9 protein-coding genes and 1 pseudogene are annotated in these 16,531 nt (G+C 70.5%); 8 read left to right on the forward strand and 2 right to left on the reverse strand.

What is annotated here, in order from left to right:
- Positions 1-150 precede the first annotated feature (150 nt).
- The 7 genes and pseudogenes from ACFPIJ_RS59795 to ACFPIJ_RS59825 all read left to right on the forward strand — a co-directional run bounded on the left by ACFPIJ_RS59795 (position 151) and on the right by ACFPIJ_RS59825 (position 10,956).
- Positions 151-3,402 (forward strand): carbohydrate-binding protein, encoded by a 3,252-nt coding sequence (locus ACFPIJ_RS59795; RefSeq protein WP_380128486.1) that lies wholly within the window; start codon positions 151-153, stop codon positions 3,400-3,402.
- A pseudogene (locus ACFPIJ_RS59800) lies at positions 3,399-4,990 on the forward strand (ThuA domain-containing protein). Before ACFPIJ_RS59795 ends, ACFPIJ_RS59800 begins: the two are co-directional and overlap by 4 nt.
- Before the next feature lie 83 nt (positions 4,991-5,073).
- The gene (locus ACFPIJ_RS59805; protein WP_380128487.1) at positions 5,074-6,165 is read left to right on the forward strand and encodes a cellulose binding domain-containing protein; all 1,092 of its coding nucleotides are present in this window, start codon (positions 5,074-5,076) and stop codon (positions 6,163-6,165) included.
- A 136-nt stretch (positions 6,166-6,301) separates the two neighbouring features.
- Complete coding sequence (locus tag ACFPIJ_RS59810; protein WP_380128488.1) at positions 6,302-7,015, forward strand: GntR family transcriptional regulator; 714 nt, start codon at positions 6,302-6,304, stop codon at positions 7,013-7,015.
- An 88-nt stretch (positions 7,016-7,103) separates the two neighbouring features.
- A complete protein-coding gene (locus ACFPIJ_RS59815; RefSeq protein WP_380128489.1) occupies positions 7,104-8,627 on the forward strand; it encodes an NCS1 family nucleobase:cation symporter-1 in 1,524 nt (507 codons plus the stop codon).
- Positions 8,628-8,631: 4 nt separating this feature from the next.
- Positions 8,632-9,348, forward strand: coding sequence for an aspartate/glutamate racemase family protein (locus ACFPIJ_RS59820; protein ID WP_380128490.1), 717 nt, complete (start codon positions 8,632-8,634; stop codon positions 9,346-9,348).
- A gap of 111 nt (positions 9,349-9,459) precedes the next feature.
- A complete protein-coding gene (locus ACFPIJ_RS59825) occupies positions 9,460-10,956 on the forward strand; it encodes an IMP dehydrogenase (RefSeq protein WP_380128492.1) in 1,497 nt (498 codons plus the stop codon).
- Between the two features lie 14 nt (positions 10,957-10,970).
- Here ACFPIJ_RS59825 and ACFPIJ_RS59830 read toward each other — a convergent pair whose 3' ends face one another.
- Both ACFPIJ_RS59830 and ACFPIJ_RS59835 read right to left on the reverse strand, forming a co-directional pair.
- Positions 10,971-11,252, reverse strand: a complete 282-nt coding sequence (locus ACFPIJ_RS59830; protein ID WP_380128493.1) for a hypothetical protein — start codon at positions 11,250-11,252, stop codon at positions 10,971-10,973.
- Positions 11,253-11,309: 57 nt separating this feature from the next.
- Positions 11,310-11,978: a hypothetical protein gene (locus ACFPIJ_RS59835; RefSeq protein WP_380128494.1), complete on the reverse strand. Its 669-nt coding sequence runs from the start codon at positions 11,976-11,978 to the stop codon at positions 11,310-11,312.
- A gap of 71 nt (positions 11,979-12,049) precedes the next feature.
- Between ACFPIJ_RS59835 and ACFPIJ_RS59840 the strand changes: the two genes are divergently transcribed.
- Positions 12,050-16,522, forward strand: coding sequence for a protein kinase domain-containing protein (locus ACFPIJ_RS59840; protein ID WP_380128495.1), 4,473 nt, complete (start codon positions 12,050-12,052; stop codon positions 16,520-16,522).
- Positions 16,523-16,531 lie beyond the last annotated feature (9 nt).

Here is a 16,531-nt window from a genome sequence, read left to right on the forward strand (position 1 = left end):
AACCATCGCGACGTGTGGATGTGTGGGGCTTCGGCGGCCCGCGCACCGCCGCCGGCCGCGCTCCAGACCCGATCCCGCCGTCCGGCGCCCGCCAGCGCCGGCCGGCACAGCGTGCCCGGCATCGCGGACCCTCCGGAAGGACTCCCGCCGATGCACCCAGGAATCCGAGCCGCCGCGGCGGCGTTGCTCATCAGCGGCGCCGCCGTCGCACTGCCCGCACCCGCCAGTGCGCACACCACCATCAACCCCGCCCTCTTCCAGCAGGTCGAGCTCGCCAAGGGCATCAACGAGCTCGGCGAGCCGATGTCGATCGCCGTGCTGCCCGACCGGTCCGTGCTGCACACCGCCCGCAACGGCACGCTGCGCCGCACCGACGCCGCCGGCACCACCACCGTGATCGGCAACCTGCCCGTCTACACCCACGACGAGGAGGGCCTGCAGGGCGTCGCCGCCGACCCCAACTTCGCCACGAACCGGCAGATCTACCTGTACTACGCGCCGCCGCTGAACACGCCCGGCGGTGACGCGCCCGCCGCCGGCGCCGACTGGACCCCGTGGAAGGGCGTCAACCGGCTGTCCCGGTTCACCCTGAACACCGACAACACGCTCAACACCGCCAGCGAACGCACCGTCCTGGAGGTCGGCACCGACCGCGGCATGTGCTGCCACGTCGGCGGCGACATCGACTTCGACGCGGCCGGCAACCTGTACCTGTCCACCGGCGACGACTCCAACCCGTTCGACTCGGCCGGCTACGCGCCGATCGACGAACGCACCGACCGCAACCCCGCCTACGACGCGCAACGCTCCGCCGGCAACACCAACGACCTGCGCGGCAAGATCCTGCGGATCAAGGTGAACACCGACGGGTCGTACACCGTCCCCAGCGGCAACCTGTTCGCGCCGGGCACGGCGAACACCCGGCCCGAGATCTACGCGATGGGCTTCCGCAACCCGTTCCGGATGGGCGTGGACAAGGCGACCGGCGCGATCTACGTCGGCGACTACGGCCCCGACGCCGGCACCACCGACCCGAACCGCGGGCCGTCCGGGCAGGTCGAGTTCGACCGGGTCACCGCTCCCGGCAACTACGGCTGGCCGTACTGCACCGGCACGAACACGTCGGCGGAGACCTACAACGAGTGGAACTTCGCCACGAACAGCACCGGACCCAAGTACAACTGCACGGGCGGGCCGGCGAACAACTCGTTCCGCAACACCGGCCAGGGCACGCTGCCCGCCGCGAAGGCCGCCTGGATCCGCTACGCCGGGGACGCCGGCAGCCCACCGGAGTTCGGCAGCGGCTCCGAGTCGCCGATGGCGGGCCCCGTGTACCGCTACGACCCGGCCAACCCGTCCGCCGTCAAGTTCCCCGCCGACCTCGACGGGCACTTCTTCGCCGGCGAGTTCGGCCGCCGCTGGATCAAGGCCATCGACGTCAACGGCGACGGCTCACCCGGCGCGATCGCGAACTTCCCCTGGTCCGGCATGCAGATCATGGATCAGGCGTTCGGCCCGGACGGCGCCCTGTACGTCCTGGACTACGGCGCCGGGTTCGGCAACGGCGACGCGAACTCCGCCCTGTACCGCATCGAGTACACCGGCGGCGGCAACCGCGCCCCCGTCGCCGTGGCCGCCGGCAACCCGACCTCCGGGGCGGCGCCGCTCACGGTGAACTTCAGCTCGGCCGGCAGCAACGACCCCGAGGGCCAGGCGATCACCTACAGCTGGGCGTTCGGCGACGGCACCACGTCCACGGCGGCGAACCCGACGAAGACCTACACCACCGCCGGGACCTACACCGCGACCCTGACCGTCCGCGACCCGCAGGGGGCCACGGGCAGCGCCAGCGTCCGGATCTCCGCCGGCAACACCGTGCCCACGGTGCGGATCGTGACCCCGGCGAACGGCTCGCTCGTCTCGTTCGGCGACACCGTGCCCTACCAGATCACCGTCACCGACCCCGAGGACGGAACCGTCGACTGTGGACGGGTCCGGATGACGTACATCCTGGGCCACGACACCCACGGCCACCAGATCACGTCCCAGACCGGCTGCACCGGCTCGATCACCATCCCCCTCGACGGTGAGCACGACGCGGCCGCGAACATCTTCGCCGTGTTCGACGCCGAGTACACCGACAACGGCGGCCTCACCACGCACACCCAGCACACCCTGCAGCCGCGGCACCGCCAGGCCGAACACTTCAGCACCCAGCAGGGGGTGCAGACGTTCGACAAGGCCGGCGCCGAGGGTGGCAGGACCGTCGGGCAGATCGAGAACGGCGACTGGATCGCGTTCACCCCGTACCTGATGAACAACGCCACCTCGTTCACCGCCCGGGTCTCCTCCGGCGGCGCGGGCGGCACCCTGTCGCTGCGGGCCGGCTCGCCGACCGGCACGCTCATCGGGTCCGCCACCGTGCCGGCGACCGGCAGCTGGGACACGTTCGTCAACGTCACCGGCACCGTCTCCGGCGCACCCGCCACCGCCGGGCAGCTGTACCTGGTGTTCACCGGCGGCGCCGGCGCCCTGTTCGACGTCGACGCGTTCACCCTCGACACCGGCTCCACCCAGCCCCCGACGGGCCGGGTCGAGGCGGAGTCGTACACCTCCCAGTCCGGCGTCCAGGTCGTCGCCGACGGCACCGCACACGGCGGGAGCCGCGTCGGTTACATCGACGGCGGCGACTGGGTCGGGTATTCGGGTGTGGACGTGTCCGGCAAGACCGGCTTCACCGCCCGCGTCGCCTCCGGCGGCACCGGCGGCACCATCCAGGTCCGCTCCGGCTCCGCGACCGGGCCGCTGCTGGGTTCCGTCAACGTCGGCAACACCGGCGGCTACGGCACGTTCGTCGACGTGACCACCTCGCTGTCTGCATCCTCGGGTTCGTTGTTCCTCGTTTTCGTCGGTACGGGTTCAGGCGGCCTGTTCGATGTCGACGACTTCGCCCTGACGGGCGGCACGACGCCTCCCGCCACGAATCTGGCGCTGAACAAGACGGCGACCGCTGACAGCCAGTGCGCGTCGACGGAGGGCCCGGCGAAGGCGGTGAACGGGACCGTCAACGGCGGCAACGCCGACAAGTGGTGCTCGCTCGGCGCGTCGAAGTGGTGGCGGGTCGACCTCGGCGCCACGGTGTCCGTCGGCCGGGTCGTGATCCGGCACGCCGGCGCCGGTGGGGAGAACACCGCGTTCAACACCCGCGACTTCGACGTGCAGACCAGCACCGACGGGAACACGTGGACGACGGTGTCCCAGGTGCGCGGCAACACCGGCAACGTCACCACCTCCACGTTCACCGCCGCCGGCACCCGCTACGTGCGGGTCAACGTCATCGCACCGACGAGCAACGCCGACACCGCCGCCCGTCTCTACGAGGTAGAGGTCTACGCATCATGAGAAAGCTCCTCGCGCTCGCCACGGCCACCGCGGCCCTCTTGACCGCCGCCGCCGTGCCCGCCGTGCCGGCCTTTGCTGACACCGCGTTCACGTCCTCGTCTTCTCCAAGACCGCCGGGTTCCGGCACGACGCCATCCCGGCCGGCATCACCGCCATCCAGCAGCTCGGCGCGGCGAACGGCTTCACCGTCACCGCCACCGAGGACGCGGCCGCGTTCACCACCGCGAACCTCGCCCAGTACGAGGCCGTCGTCTTCCTCAGCACCACCGGCGACGTCCTCGACGCCACCCAGCAGACCGCGTTCGAGTCCTACATCCGCGGCGGCGGCGGATACGTCGGCGTGCACGCCGCCGCCGACACCGAGTACGACTGGCCGTTCTACGGCGACCTGGTCGGCGCCTGGTTCTCCTCCCACCCGGCGATCCAGCAGGCCACGATGAAGATCGAGGACCGCACCCACCCGGCGACCGCGCACCTCGGCGCCACCTGGGTCCGCACCGACGAGCTGTACAACTACCGGACCAACCCGCGCGCCACCGCGCATGTGCTCGCCACCCTCGACGAGACCACGTACAGCGGCGGCACCATGGGCGCCGACCACCCCTTCGCCTGGTGCAAGACGATCCAGAGTGGACGGTCGTTCTACACCGGCGCCGGCCACACCCAGGAGTCCTATTCGGACAGTGCGTTCCGGGCCCACCTGCTCGGCGGGATCCGGTACGCCGGCGGCAAGGTGGCGGCCGACTGCAGCCCCGGCTCGGTGGTGCCGACGGGCCGGGTCGAGGCCGAGTCGTACACCTCCCAATCCGGCGTCCAGATCGTCGGTGACGGTGCCGCCCACGGTGGCAATCGCGTCGGTTACATCGACAACGGCGACTGGGTCGGGTATTCGGGTGTGAACGTCTCCGGCAAGACCGGCTTCACCGCCCGCGTCGCGTCGGGTGGCGCCGGCGGCAGCATCCAGATCCGTTCGGGCTCCGCAACCGGGCCGCTGCTGGGCACGCTGCCGGTGGCCAACACCGGCGGCTACGGCACGTTCGTCGACGTGACCACCTCGCTGTCTGCATCCTCGGGTTCGTTGTTCCTCGTTTTCGTGGGTACGGGCACCGGTGGCCTGTTCGATGTCGACGACTTCGCCCTGACGGGCGGCACGACGCCTCCCGCCACGAATCTGGCGCTGAACAAGACGGCGACCGCTGACAGCCAGTGCGCGTCGACGGAGGGCCCGGCGAAGGCGGTGAACGGGACCGTCAACGGCGGCAACGCCGACAAGTGGTGCTCACTCGGCGCGTCGAAGTGGTGGCGGGTCGACCTCGGCGCCACGGTGTCCGTCGGCCGGGTCGTGATCCGGCACGCCGGCGCCGGTGGGGAGAACACCGCGTTCAACACCCGCGACTTCGACGTGCAGACCAGCACCGACGGGAACACCTGGACGACCGTGTCCCAGGTGCGCGGCAACACCGCCAACGTCACCACCTCCACGTTCGGCCCGGCCGGCGTCCGCTACCTGCGGGTCAACGTCATCGCACCGACGAACAACGCCGACACCGCCGCCCGCCTCTACGAGGTCGAGGCGTACGCCGTGTAGGTTTCACGACCGTCGTGCCCGGGACCTGCTCAGAGCGGTCCCGGGCATCGACATACTTGCTTGGGGTCCGCTGTACTGCGCCGATGCGGACCCTTCTCGCGCTCCTCACCGCCGCCGTCCTCGGCGCCGCCGTCCTCCTCACGCTGCCGGCCGGCCCCGCCGCCGCGGCCGCGGTGCGCATCATGCCGCTCGGCGACTCGATCACCGGCAGCCCCGGCTGCTGGCGGGCGCTGCTCTGGAACGACCTGCAGACCGGCGGCCACACCAACATCGACTTCGTCGGCACCCAGGCACCACAGGGCTGTTCGGTGCCGTACGACGGCGACGGCGAAGGCCACGGCGGCGCGCTCGTCACCGCGGTCGCCGACCAGAACCAGCTGCCCGCCTGGCTGTACGCGAGCCGCCCCGACGTCGTGCTCATGCACTTCGGCACCAACGACGTGTGGAGCAACCGCTCCGTCGACGTGATCCTCGCCGCGTACTCCAAGCTGGTCGACCAGATGCGGGCCAGCAACCCGGCGATGCGGGTCCTCGTCGCGCAGATCATCCCGATGAACCCGTCCAGCTGCACCGAGTGCGCGGCCCGGGTCGTCGCGCTCAACGCCGCCATCCCGGGCTGGGCGGCCGGCAAGTCCACCGCCGCGTCCCCGGTCACGGTCGTGGACCAGTGGACCGGCTTCAGCACCGCCACCGACACCGGCGACGGCGTGCACCCCAACGCCACCGGCGACCGCAAGATCGCCTCCCGCTGGCTGCCCGCGCTGGTCCGGGTCCTCGACGGCACCCAGCCGTCGGCGTCGCCGTCCGTGTCGCCGTCCCGCTCGGTCTCCCCGTCGCCGTCGCGGTCCGTGCTGCCCTCCGACAGTGTCCCGCCGGTGCCCGGCTGCGCCGCCACCTACACGGTCGTCAACCAGTGGCCCGGCGGCTTCCAGGGCTCGGTGACCGTCCGCAACGGCTCCACCGCGGCAATCAGCGGGTGGACGGCGCGCTGGACGTACACCGGCGGCGAACAGATCACCCAGACCTGGGGCGCCACCTTCACCCAGTCGGGTGCGGCCGTGACCGCGGACAACACCCCCTGGAACGGCACCCTCGCCCCGGGCGCCACCGCCACCTTCGGCTTCCTCGCCACCGGCACCCCGACGGTTCCCCCCGTGACCTGCACCGCCCGCTGACTTCTGACAACCGGAAGGATCCCCGGGGTCAGGGCGCCGGGGATCCTTCCGGTTGTCGCGGAACGCGGCAGGGGACGGCGGCGAAACGTGCCGATAACCGGGCGGGGATAGCGTGAGGTGTATCTGGAGGTGGCGGATGGCTGGACCACGCCGTCGATCGGTGCTGATCTCGCGGCTTGCCGGGAAGCCGCTGGGCAGTTCGCAGAGTGTGATCCTCGACGAGCTGCGCGCGTGCATTCTCCACGGGGAGGTGCCGCCCGGGTCGCCGATCCCCGTGGACGGGGTGGCGGCGGCGTTCGGGGTGAGCCGGATCCCGGTGCGGGAGGCGTTGATGACGCTGATCGGGGAGGGGCTCGTCGACCATCGGCCGCATCTGGGATACCGGGTGGCGCAGATGACGGCGCAGGAGTTCGGGGAGATCTACCTGGTGCGGGAGGCCCTGGAGACCGCGGCGATGCGGGTCGCGGTGGCGTTCGCCCGGGCGGAGGACGACGAGCTGGCGCGGGCGGCGCACGCGGCCCTCGAGGACGCGGTGGCCAAGGGCGACCCGCGGGCGCATCACCGGGAGAGCCGCCGCTTCCACCTCGCGCTGATCCGGCCGTGCCGGATGCGGCGGCTGCTGCACATGCTCGGCACGGCGTGGAACATGACGGAGCCGTTGCAGCCGATGTCGCACCTGGACGGGGCGGACCGGCAGCTGCTGCACCGGGACCACGCGGGGATGCTGGAGGCGTTCGTCGCCCGGGACGCCGACGGGCTGATCCGGGTCTGCACCGAGCACCACCGGCGGCTGCAGACGTTCATCGCCCTGTTGCCGCAGCACACGGGGCTGTTCGCAGAGCCCGACTGAACAACAGATATATGTTTTCGAACATCGGTGTGAAACACCGGATTCCTAGCGTGGGGCGCAACGAGCCGCACTACCTCGGGAGTTCCGGATGGCCGACACAGTGGCACGCGCACAGGAACCCGTCGTCGACGACGGGCCGCAGGATCTGGTCGAGGCCGCCGGCATGCCGGTCGGTTCCGGCGTCATCAAACCCGGCTACGACCCCCGGCTCACCAACGAGGACCTGGCGCCGCTGCGGAACCAGTCGTGGGGCTCCTACAACATCTTCGCGTTCTGGATGTCCGACGTGCACAGCGTCGGCGGGTACGTCACGGCCGGCAGCCTGTTCGCGCTGGGGCTGTCCAGCTGGCAGGTCCTCGTCTCGCTGGTCGTCGGCATCACGATCGTCTACTTCTTCTGCAACCTGGTGGCCAAGCCCAGCCAGATCACCGGTGTGCCCTATCCGGTGATCAACCGGGTGGCGTTCGGTGTACTGGGCGCCAACGTGCCAGCCATCATCCGCGGTGGTATCGCGGTCGCCTGGTACGGCATCCAGACCTACCTCGCGTCCGCGGCGCTCGACGTGGTGGTGCTGAAGCTCTTCCCGGGACTCGCGCCCTACGCGGACGTCGACCAGTGGGGATTCCTCGGGCTGCCGCTGCTCGGTTGGTGCTCCTACGCGCTGCTGTGGGTGCTGCAGGCGGCGGTGTTCTGGACCGGCATGGAGACGATCCGCAGGTTCATCGACTTCTGCGGGCCGGCGGTGTACGTGGTGATGATCGTGCTCGCCGGGTACCTGATCTACAAGGCCGGCTGGGGTGAGATCGACCTGAACCTCGGCGAGGTCAAGTACACCGGGTTCGACGCCGTGCCGATCATGCTCGGGGCGATCGCGCTGGTCGTGTCGTACTTCTCCGGGCCGATGCTCAACTTCGGCGACTTCTCGCGGTACGGCAAGTCCTTCGGCGCCGTGAAGAAGGGTAACCTCCTCGGCCTGCCGGTGAACTTCCTCGCGTTCTCGATCCTCGTGGTCGTCACGTCGTCGCTGACGATCCCGATCTTCGGGGAGCTCATCACCGACCCCGTCCAGACGGTGGCGAAGATCGACAGCACGTTCGCGATCGTGCTCGGCGCGCTGACGTTCACCATCGCCACCATCGGCATCAACATCGTGGCGAACTTCATCTCCCCGGCGTTCGACTTCTCCAACGTCAGCCCGCAGCGGATCAGCTGGCGGATGGGCGGCATGATCGCGGCCGTCGGGTCGGTGCTCATCACGCCGTGGAACCTGTACAACAACCCCGACGTCATCCACTACACCCTCGAGGTCCTCGGCGCCGCGATCGGCCCGCTGTTCGGGGTGCTCATCGCCGACTACTACCTGGTGCGCAAGCAGGTCGTGTCGGTCGACGACATGTTCACCATGGACGCGGCCGGCAAGTACTTCTACAAGAAGGGCTACAACCCGCCGGCCATCATCGCCACGGCGGTCGGCGCCGTCATCGCGGTCGTGCCGGTGCTGTGGACGCACGGGCCGGGCATGCACACCACCGCCCAGTACAGCTGGTTCATCGGCATGGCCCTGGGCTTCGTCGTACACCTCGGCCTGACCAAGCGCGCGAAGGCCGCCTGACCCGATGCGGATCATGGTCGTCAACCCGAACACCACGGCGGAGATGACCGCGAAGATCGAGCTGAGTGCCCGGGCCGTCGCCGGCCCGGGCACCCACGTCGAGGCGGTCACGTCCACCATGGGCCCGGCGTCCATCGAGAGCCATTACGACGAGGCGCTCAGCGTCCCCGGCCTCCTCGCCGCCATCCACGCGAATCCGGCCGACGGATATGTCATCGCCTGCTTCGGCGATCCCGGCCTGGAGGCCGCGCGGGAGGTCGCCGACGGGCCGGTCGTCGGGATCGCCGAGGCCGCCATGCACGCCGCGGCGCTGCTCGGCCGCGGGTTCAGCGTCGTCACCACGCTGGACCGCACCCGCGGCCGGGCCTGGGACCTCGCCGCCCGGTACGTCGCGGCCGGGGTCTGCCGGGGCGTGCACGCCTGCGACATCCCGGTCCTGGAGCTGGACCGGGACCCGACCGTCACCGACCGGGTGGTCGCCCTCGCCCGGGCCGCGCTCGCCGCCGACGGGTCCGACGTCATCGTGCTGGGCTGCGCCGGCATGGCGGACCTGCCGGCGGTCGTGTCGAAACGCGTCGGTGTGCCGGTCGTCGACGGGGTGGCGGCGGCGACGGTGCTCGTGCAGTCGCTCGTCACGCTCGGGCTGTCCACGTCGAAGCACGGCGAGTTCGCCCCGCCGCCGCCCAAGCGGTACACGGGGTTCACCGGTCTCACTGGGTGACCTTTGCCCGTCCGCCCGCGGCGGCAGCGGCGGCGCTGGTAGCGTGTGGCTGCATTCCAGCCAAGCCGTCGGTCGGGCCTTCGCGGCGGCGGAGTGTATAGGAGCAGGCACGTGGTCGTGATCCTCCCCGAGGTCTCCCGCACCCTCAACGAATACCTGCTGGTGCCGAACCTCACCACCGAGGACTGCACCCCGGACAACGTCGACCTGTCGACCCCGATCGTGCGGCACCCCGTCGGCGGGGAGTCACCGTTGCGCATCGCCGTGCCGCTGGTCAGCGCGATCATGCAGGCGGTGTCCTCGCCCCGGCTCGCCATCGCGCTCGCGCAGACCGGCGGGCTGAGCTTCATCCACCAGAACCAGCGCATCGACGAGCAGGCGGAGTCGGTCAGCGCGGTCAAGCGGCACAAGGCCGGGTTCCGGCACTCGGACATCAACACGAAGCCGTCCGCGACCCTCGGCGAGGTCAGCCGGCTGCTGCGGGCCGCCGAACGGGACATCGCCGTGGTCACCGACGACGGCGGCCCGGGCGGGCTGTTCGTCGGGCTGATCTCCACCGCGGACTTCCACCCGCACCGGCACGACCTCAACGACAGCGTCGAGTCCCGGATGCGCCCGGCCGCGGGCCTGGTCACCGCACCGCCGACGATCTCGCTGTCCGACGCGAACACCCTCATCTGGGACCACCGGCTGGACCTGCTGCCCATCGTCACCGCCGACGGGCACCTCGCCTCGATCGTGCTGCGCCGCGACTACGAGCTGCACAAGCAGTTCCGCACCGAATCCATCGACGACGACAAGCGCTTCCGGGTCGGCGCGGGCATCAACACCCGCGACTACCGCGAGCGCATCCCGGCACTGGTCGAGGCCGGCGCCGACGTGCTGTGCATCGACTCCTCCGACGGCTACTCCGCCTGGCAGCGCAACACCCTGCAGTACGCGGTCGGCGAGCTCGGCGACGTGGTGCCGGTCGGCGCGGGCAACGTCGTGGACGGGCGCGGGTTCCGGTACCTCGCCGACGCCGGCGCCGCGTTCGTCAAGGTCGGCATCGGCGGCGGCTCGATCTGCATCACCCGCGACCAGAAGGGCATCGGCCGCGGGCAGGCCTCCGCCCTCATCGACGTCGTCGCCGAACGCGACCGCTACGCCCAGGAAACCGGCGTGTACGTGCCGGTCTGCTGCGACGGCGGCCTCCTCGCCGACTACCACATGGCGATCGCCCTGGCCCTCGGCGCCGACTTCATCATGCTGGGCCGGTACTTCGCCCGCTTCGACGAGAGCCCCTCCAACCTGGTGAACCTCGACGGCCAGCTGTTCAAGGAATACTGGGGCGAAGGCTCCCAGCGGGCCCGCAACGTCGCCCGCTACGACCAGGGCGAGACGGAGCTGCAGTTCGAGGAGGGCGTCGACGGGTACGTGCCGTACGCCGGCAGCCTCTACCCCAACATCGCCCGCACCGTCGCCAAGCTGCGTGCCACCATGGTCAGCTGCGGCGCCGTCACCGTGCCGGCGTTCCACCGCGACGCCGTCCTGGTCCAGGTGTCGCAGCAGAGCTACGAGCAGAACGGCGCCGAGGTCCGCCTGCGCACCGGCTCCAGCACCCAGTAACCCGCTCGTGCTGTTCAGTGGTCGCTGTCGGGCCGGACCGCCTCCGCGAGTGCCGGCCACCACGGCGTGATCACCCGGAGGAGGCGGTACGTACGTCGCTGCCGCTCGTCGTCGTGGGTGCGGTACCCGACGGCGACGAGCGTCCCGACCAGCCCCGCGTAGCCGGCGGCGAGCCCGCCGACGAGCCACGGCGGCAACCCGACGGTTTTGAGGGCCGCGATGGCGCCGCCCGCACCGAGGATCCAGGCCACCGTCCGGCCGAATCCGTTTCCCTGCACCGGTTCCAGCGAAGTCATGCGGTCAGCGTCGCAGCCGCGACCGTCCCGGCATCACCCGTTGCGCAACGGGTTGCGTCACCCTGGCGGTTCGAGGTATCGCCGCCGCACCAGCAGGTGGAGATACGCGGGATCGAGCACGTCCTCGTGCTGCCCGAGGCCCAGCCGGTTGGCCTTCTCCACGACCGAGGTGAGCCGCTCCCGCAGCGAGGTCGCGCTCACGTACAGGCTCGCGGCGGCGACCTTCAGCTGCCGCACGGACCGGTCCCGCCTGGGTGGCCACTCCAGGAAGTCCGCGAACACGGCTTCGAGAGCGGCCCGCTGCGCCGGCGTCAATGCCCGGGGCTGGGCGAAGTCGGTGCTGCCGGGGACGGCCGCCGGGTCGGACTCGGTGGCCGGGACCGCGTCCTCCAGGAGCACCCAGTGCTCCCGACCGGGGCCGCCGGTCACCTGCAACGCGACCCGGGAGGCGTACACCGTCTCGGCGCGGACGAGTTCCCGCGGCGGCAGCCCCCATTCGTAGAGCAGCACAGCGCCCCGGTTGCGCGGCTCGACCTGCCAGCCGGCGCCGTCCGTGGCGACGACGACGGCGTGCCTGGACACGCCGCGGTCCGGCGGGTCGGCGCCCAGATCGACGTCAGCGGTGCGGCCGACGCTCAGCGTGCGCCCGCGCGGCACCGGCAGATCCTGCAGGATGCGCAGGGCGCCGCCGATCCGCTCGGCTACCCGGAGTCGTTGAGTAGACACTGCCACCGCCCCATCGGTGGCCGAAATTATAGACTGGCGCTCTTGCTCGGCACCGGTGACGAGGAGGGCCGTTGGACAGCACGCTGTGGGTCGGTCCGCCCCACGACTCCGACAGGTACCGCCTGGCCGAGGTGATCCGAAGGGGCAGCGAGGGCATCGTCTACTCGGCCGGCGCGCAGGTCTCGGCGACCGGCTGGGAGACCGTCGCGATCAAGATGATGCCACCCCGTCCGGGCGACGACGACGGCGTCCCCTGGGGCCACCACGCGAACCTGATCTCCGGCCTCAACATCCCTGGACTGGTTCGGGTCCGGGACACCTTCAGCGGCTACAAGCCCCATCCGGCGGGCACCGCGGAGCCCACCGAGGGCCTGCCTCACCAACGCGAGCCGGACCCGTCCGGCATGCACCGGTACATCGTCATGGACCACGTCGACGGCATGACGCTGGCCGAGTGGACCCAGCAGCACCCGGAGACCGACGCGCGGGCACGGCTCGGGCAGCTCGCCACCGTCGCCGAGGCCCTCGACGCGCTGCACGCCCGCCCGGCCCCCGTCGCGCACGGCGACGTCACCCCCGCCAACATCATCCGCCGCCCCGACGGCGGCACCGTCCTCGTCGACTTCGGCCTGCTGCAGACCGCGGACGGCAGCCGCACCGGCCGGACCCGCCGGTACTCGGCGCCGGAGCTGCGCGGCGACCATGACGCGGTCGCCTCCCCGGCCACCGACCGCTTCGGCTTCGCGGCCGTCGTGGCACACGTCCTGCTCGGTGCGACGCCCCCGGCGGCCGACGACCACGGGCCCGACCTCGACCTGATCGAGACCGAGCTGCGTGGGAGCCCGATCACGGGTCACCTGCCGGACCTGGTGGCCTGCGTGCTCACCGCGCTGCGCGCCGAGCCGGACGCCCGCCCGCCCCGCCTGGCCGGATGGCTGGAGACCCTGATCGATCAGGTCGACGCCGCCGCGGCGGTCGCCCGGGAGGGCTGGTGGACCGCGGCCCTCGGCACGGCCGTCACCGACGGACTCCCGCCGCACCTGCTCACGGCGATGGACCACGCCGCCGCTGGCGTCCCCGACCTCGCCCGCCATCCCGTCCAGGGAACCTGGCACCAGCCCGGCCTCGCGCAACGCCTCGCCCGCGCCGCCGCCATCCTGCCCAGGCTGACCGTTCCGGCCACCGACCGGGTGCTCGTGCTGGGCCTCGTCGCGGTGCTCGAAGCCGGCTTCCAGCGGACCGAGCACACGCTGTTCGGGCGGGTGAAGTCCGGCCCGCTGCCGAAGCCGACGTCGGAGCTGGGCCGCATCCACGCGGCGAAGACCGGCCTCGACGCGGACCGCCTGCTCGCCTGGTTCGTCCACCTCGAAGCGGTCGAGGCCTACCTGCAGGGACCCGCCGTCGCCGCCGACCTCGCGTCGATCCTCGCGGCCGTCGCACCCGACCTGGACGGCAGCGAGGTGCCGCTGGCGGCCGGGTACCTCGCCGAATGCCTCCGCGGCGCCTTCCGCTGGGGCGAGTCGATGCACGAGGTCGTCGCCGTCCGCGAGTTCGAGTCCATGACCGGCGAGCTCGTCGACGTGGCCGGGCACCGCGTCGCCGTGCTCGTCAAACTGCTCTGGCAGCTGGCCCTGGACACCCGCCTCATGGCGCCCGAGCTGGGCCTGCAGCTCATGGACGACGACGGGGACATCACCGCCGCCCTCGCCGACCTGGACGCGGCCAGGTGGACCCCGTTCCAGGGTGTCCTGGACCTGAAGCTCACCTGCGCGTCGGGCCCGATCGACAACGCCATCCGAGACCTCGTCGACGCCGTCAACGCCGACCTCCTGGCCCACAACCAGGCCGGCGGCCTGCTCCACCAGACCAAGGCACCCCTCGCCGTCGTCACCACCCGCCTGGTCGCGGCCAAGGACGCCTATCGCCTGCCCCACTTGAAGTTCGAGATCTCCGCCGCCGAGACCTACGAACTGCTCATGGGCACCCAGTTGTACGACAACCCGATGCACGCCGTCCGCGAGGTGTACCAGAACGCGCTCGACGCCTGCCTGTACCGCCGCTACCGCGAACGCCGCCGCGGCAACCCCGACTACCAGCCGGCCATCGAGTTCCGCCTCACCCGGTCGGACACCGGCGCGTACCTGGAGTGCCGCGACAACGGCGTCGGCATGACCCACCACGAGCTGACCGAGGCCTTCGCGAAGATCGGCCGCCGCTTCCGCGACCTCGCCGAGTTCCGCCAGGAGATGGACGAAGATCCCACCGGCGAGCATGAGTTCCGCCCGATCTCCCAGTTCGGCATCGGGGTGCTGAGCTACTTCATGATCGCGGAGACGATCGAGCTCTGGACCACCCGCACCGCCCGCGACGGCCACACCCAGCAGTCCCTCCACGTGAAGATCCACGGCTCCGGCGCCCTCTTCCACGTGACCCCGCTCCAGCAACGCAATCCTCAGGACGGCACCGTTCTCCGCCTCCACCTCAAACCCCAGTTCCACGAACTGAACGCATTGGTGGTGCTGGTGGACATCATCCGGGCGCCGCTGGTGGAGACGAGGTTGCACACCGCCGACGACGTGCAGCACTGGCGTTCCGGCCTGCTCTACGACGGTCGTGGGTATGAGGTGACACCGTGCCTCGCGTTTCCGGAGCTCGGCGTCTATTTCCACGAAGGCCAGGGATGGGTGCTCGCCAACGGCATCCCGGTTGGGTTCGGCGAGTCGAGCAACGATGCCCCTGACGGAGTTACGGTCTCCCTCGATACCCGCAGCGCCGCGGTGTTGTCGATCAACCGGGAGCGACTGCTCACCTATGACGACGCTGCGGTGCGAGCGCTTCTCCGCGCCGGTGCACGTCAGGTCGCGGCCTGGGAGGACGCTTCTACTGGTTGGCTCGCCGACCTGTTCGGGACAGATGGCATTGCGGGCAGCATCGCCTACCGCTCGCTGAAGGACGCCCGACGCAGCGTCGTGTTCGGATCACACGAGGACGGCCGGGAACCGTTGGTCGTAGATCTGCGTTCGGTCGGTTTCAGCCACCTCGACACCGATCTGCAGATGCCCTTGCCCCGGGTGGGAAACGCGCTTCGTGCGGCGCGCAAGCGGATTGCCACAGACCCGCTTGCGTTTGACGAACTTCCCGGCCTGCCAGATTTCGATCAGCGTCTCGCAGTTCTCATCACCGCTCACCGCCAGCAAATTCTCAGCCGGGGCCGGGAAGACCATGAGGCAATGTCGTCGATCAACCATCTGGCTCGAGCCGGTGAAGTGTTAGGCGTGCCGATCGGTGCGACAGTGGCGTATTTCTGGGCATTGCGACTCTTCGACCGTCCGGATGCCCTGTTCTTCTTCTCGGCGGCAGGCCCGCGATACGCGAACGAGCTGACTGACATGGTGCGGGAAACCTGGTTCTCGGTCGCTGCGAAGGATGTACGGGAACTGGAAGGCGCCGCTGAAGGACTGAAACACCGGGAATCTGATCACGCGCGGGCGATCGGAGAACTGTCGCCCGCTGCGGCGGCGGTTCACCGGCGCGGCACCGGGCCGGCGCACATCACCCACCCGAGCATCGACGGGCAGGGCAAGCTGGCAACCAAAGGCTTGCGGCGGTCATCCAGGCGGATCCACGGCCAGCTGGCAGCACGAATCGGTAGTTATGAAAGCCTGGTGCCGGCAATCGACATCATGTGGACCGCGGTTGAACGTCATCAGGACATCGCCGGTGTGCTCCAGACTCTGCAGTATGACGGCGGCGAGACCTGGCCCAGCGACCCGGACTGGGACGTCGTCCGGAGTTGCGTGGAGTGGATGCGCCGTCGGGAAGTGTCGGGGACGACCGGTGAACTACCGCCCGTGAGCCTCGCGGCGTTTTCCCATGCGTTGGGAATCAATACCGGGCGAAGTCATCGCGACCTTCCAATGGGAAACGTCGACGCGTCTGCCTGGCCGACCCGGCGGGAGTTGTCGCAGGACATCTCGGTGATGCCCGGTCTCACCGCGGAGTTGACCGTTGACGTGCGGTCGCTCGTCACGCTGGCGCAGGATCAGAGGATTCCGCTCGGCTCGGCGTTTGCGCGGCTCTCGCGGTACCGACCCCTCGTGATGCACTGGCATCTGCCGGATGAGCTACCCGATGCCGTCGCGGAGCGGGCTCCGTCGCCGATCGAGCTCGGCGTCTACGAGATCGAGGCGCTGAGCGGAATCGACCCGGCGCTCGGTGTCGACTGGCGGTTGCGGATCATCCGGCACTCGGTGCTCGCCGGGCTGACCGTGCCCGAGACCGTCGACGGATCCCTGGAACTGCTGCGGCTCGGCGGGGAGGACACCGGCCCGGTGGAAGCCTTGGCCGCGACCTTCCCGCGGCACCTCAAGTTCGACGACCTGCTGGTCCTCGCCACGCAGCAGTTCACGCCGCCGATCCGGGACCCGCAGGTGATTGTTGAGCTGTGCGCGCCGGTCAGCCGGCATCCGGACCGGCTGCCGGAGAAGGCGCAGGCATGGCTGACGCTCGGCCCGATCCGGCTGGGACCTGAACCTCCGGAGTGACGCCCGGGG

Origin of the sequence: Dactylosporangium cerinum (assembly GCF_042653625.1) — a bacterium.
Classification (GTDB): Bacteria; Actinomycetota; Actinomycetes; order Mycobacteriales; family Micromonosporaceae; genus Dactylosporangium; species Dactylosporangium cerinum.

Bases quoted from the DNA above. Each gene is read 5' to 3' on its own strand.
- ACFPIJ_RS59810 (WP_380128488.1), top strand. From the start codon at position 6,302: ATGGCTGGACCACGCCGTCGATCGGTGCTGATCTCGCGGCTTGCCGGG.
- ACFPIJ_RS59795 (WP_380128486.1), top strand. From the start codon at position 151: ATGCACCCAGGAATCCGAGCCGCCGCGGCGGCGTTGCTCATCAGCGGC.
- ACFPIJ_RS59805 (WP_380128487.1), top strand. From the start codon at position 5,074: ATGCGGACCCTTCTCGCGCTCCTCACCGCCGCCGTCCTCGGCGCCGCC.
- ACFPIJ_RS59815 (WP_380128489.1), top strand. From the start codon at position 7,104: ATGGCCGACACAGTGGCACGCGCACAGGAACCCGTCGTCGACGACGGG.
- ACFPIJ_RS59830 (WP_380128493.1), bottom strand. From the start codon at position 11,252: ATGACTTCGCTGGAACCGGTGCAGGGAAACGGATTCGGCCGGACGGTG.
- ACFPIJ_RS59820 (WP_380128490.1), top strand. From the start codon at position 8,632: ATGCGGATCATGGTCGTCAACCCGAACACCACGGCGGAGATGACCGCG.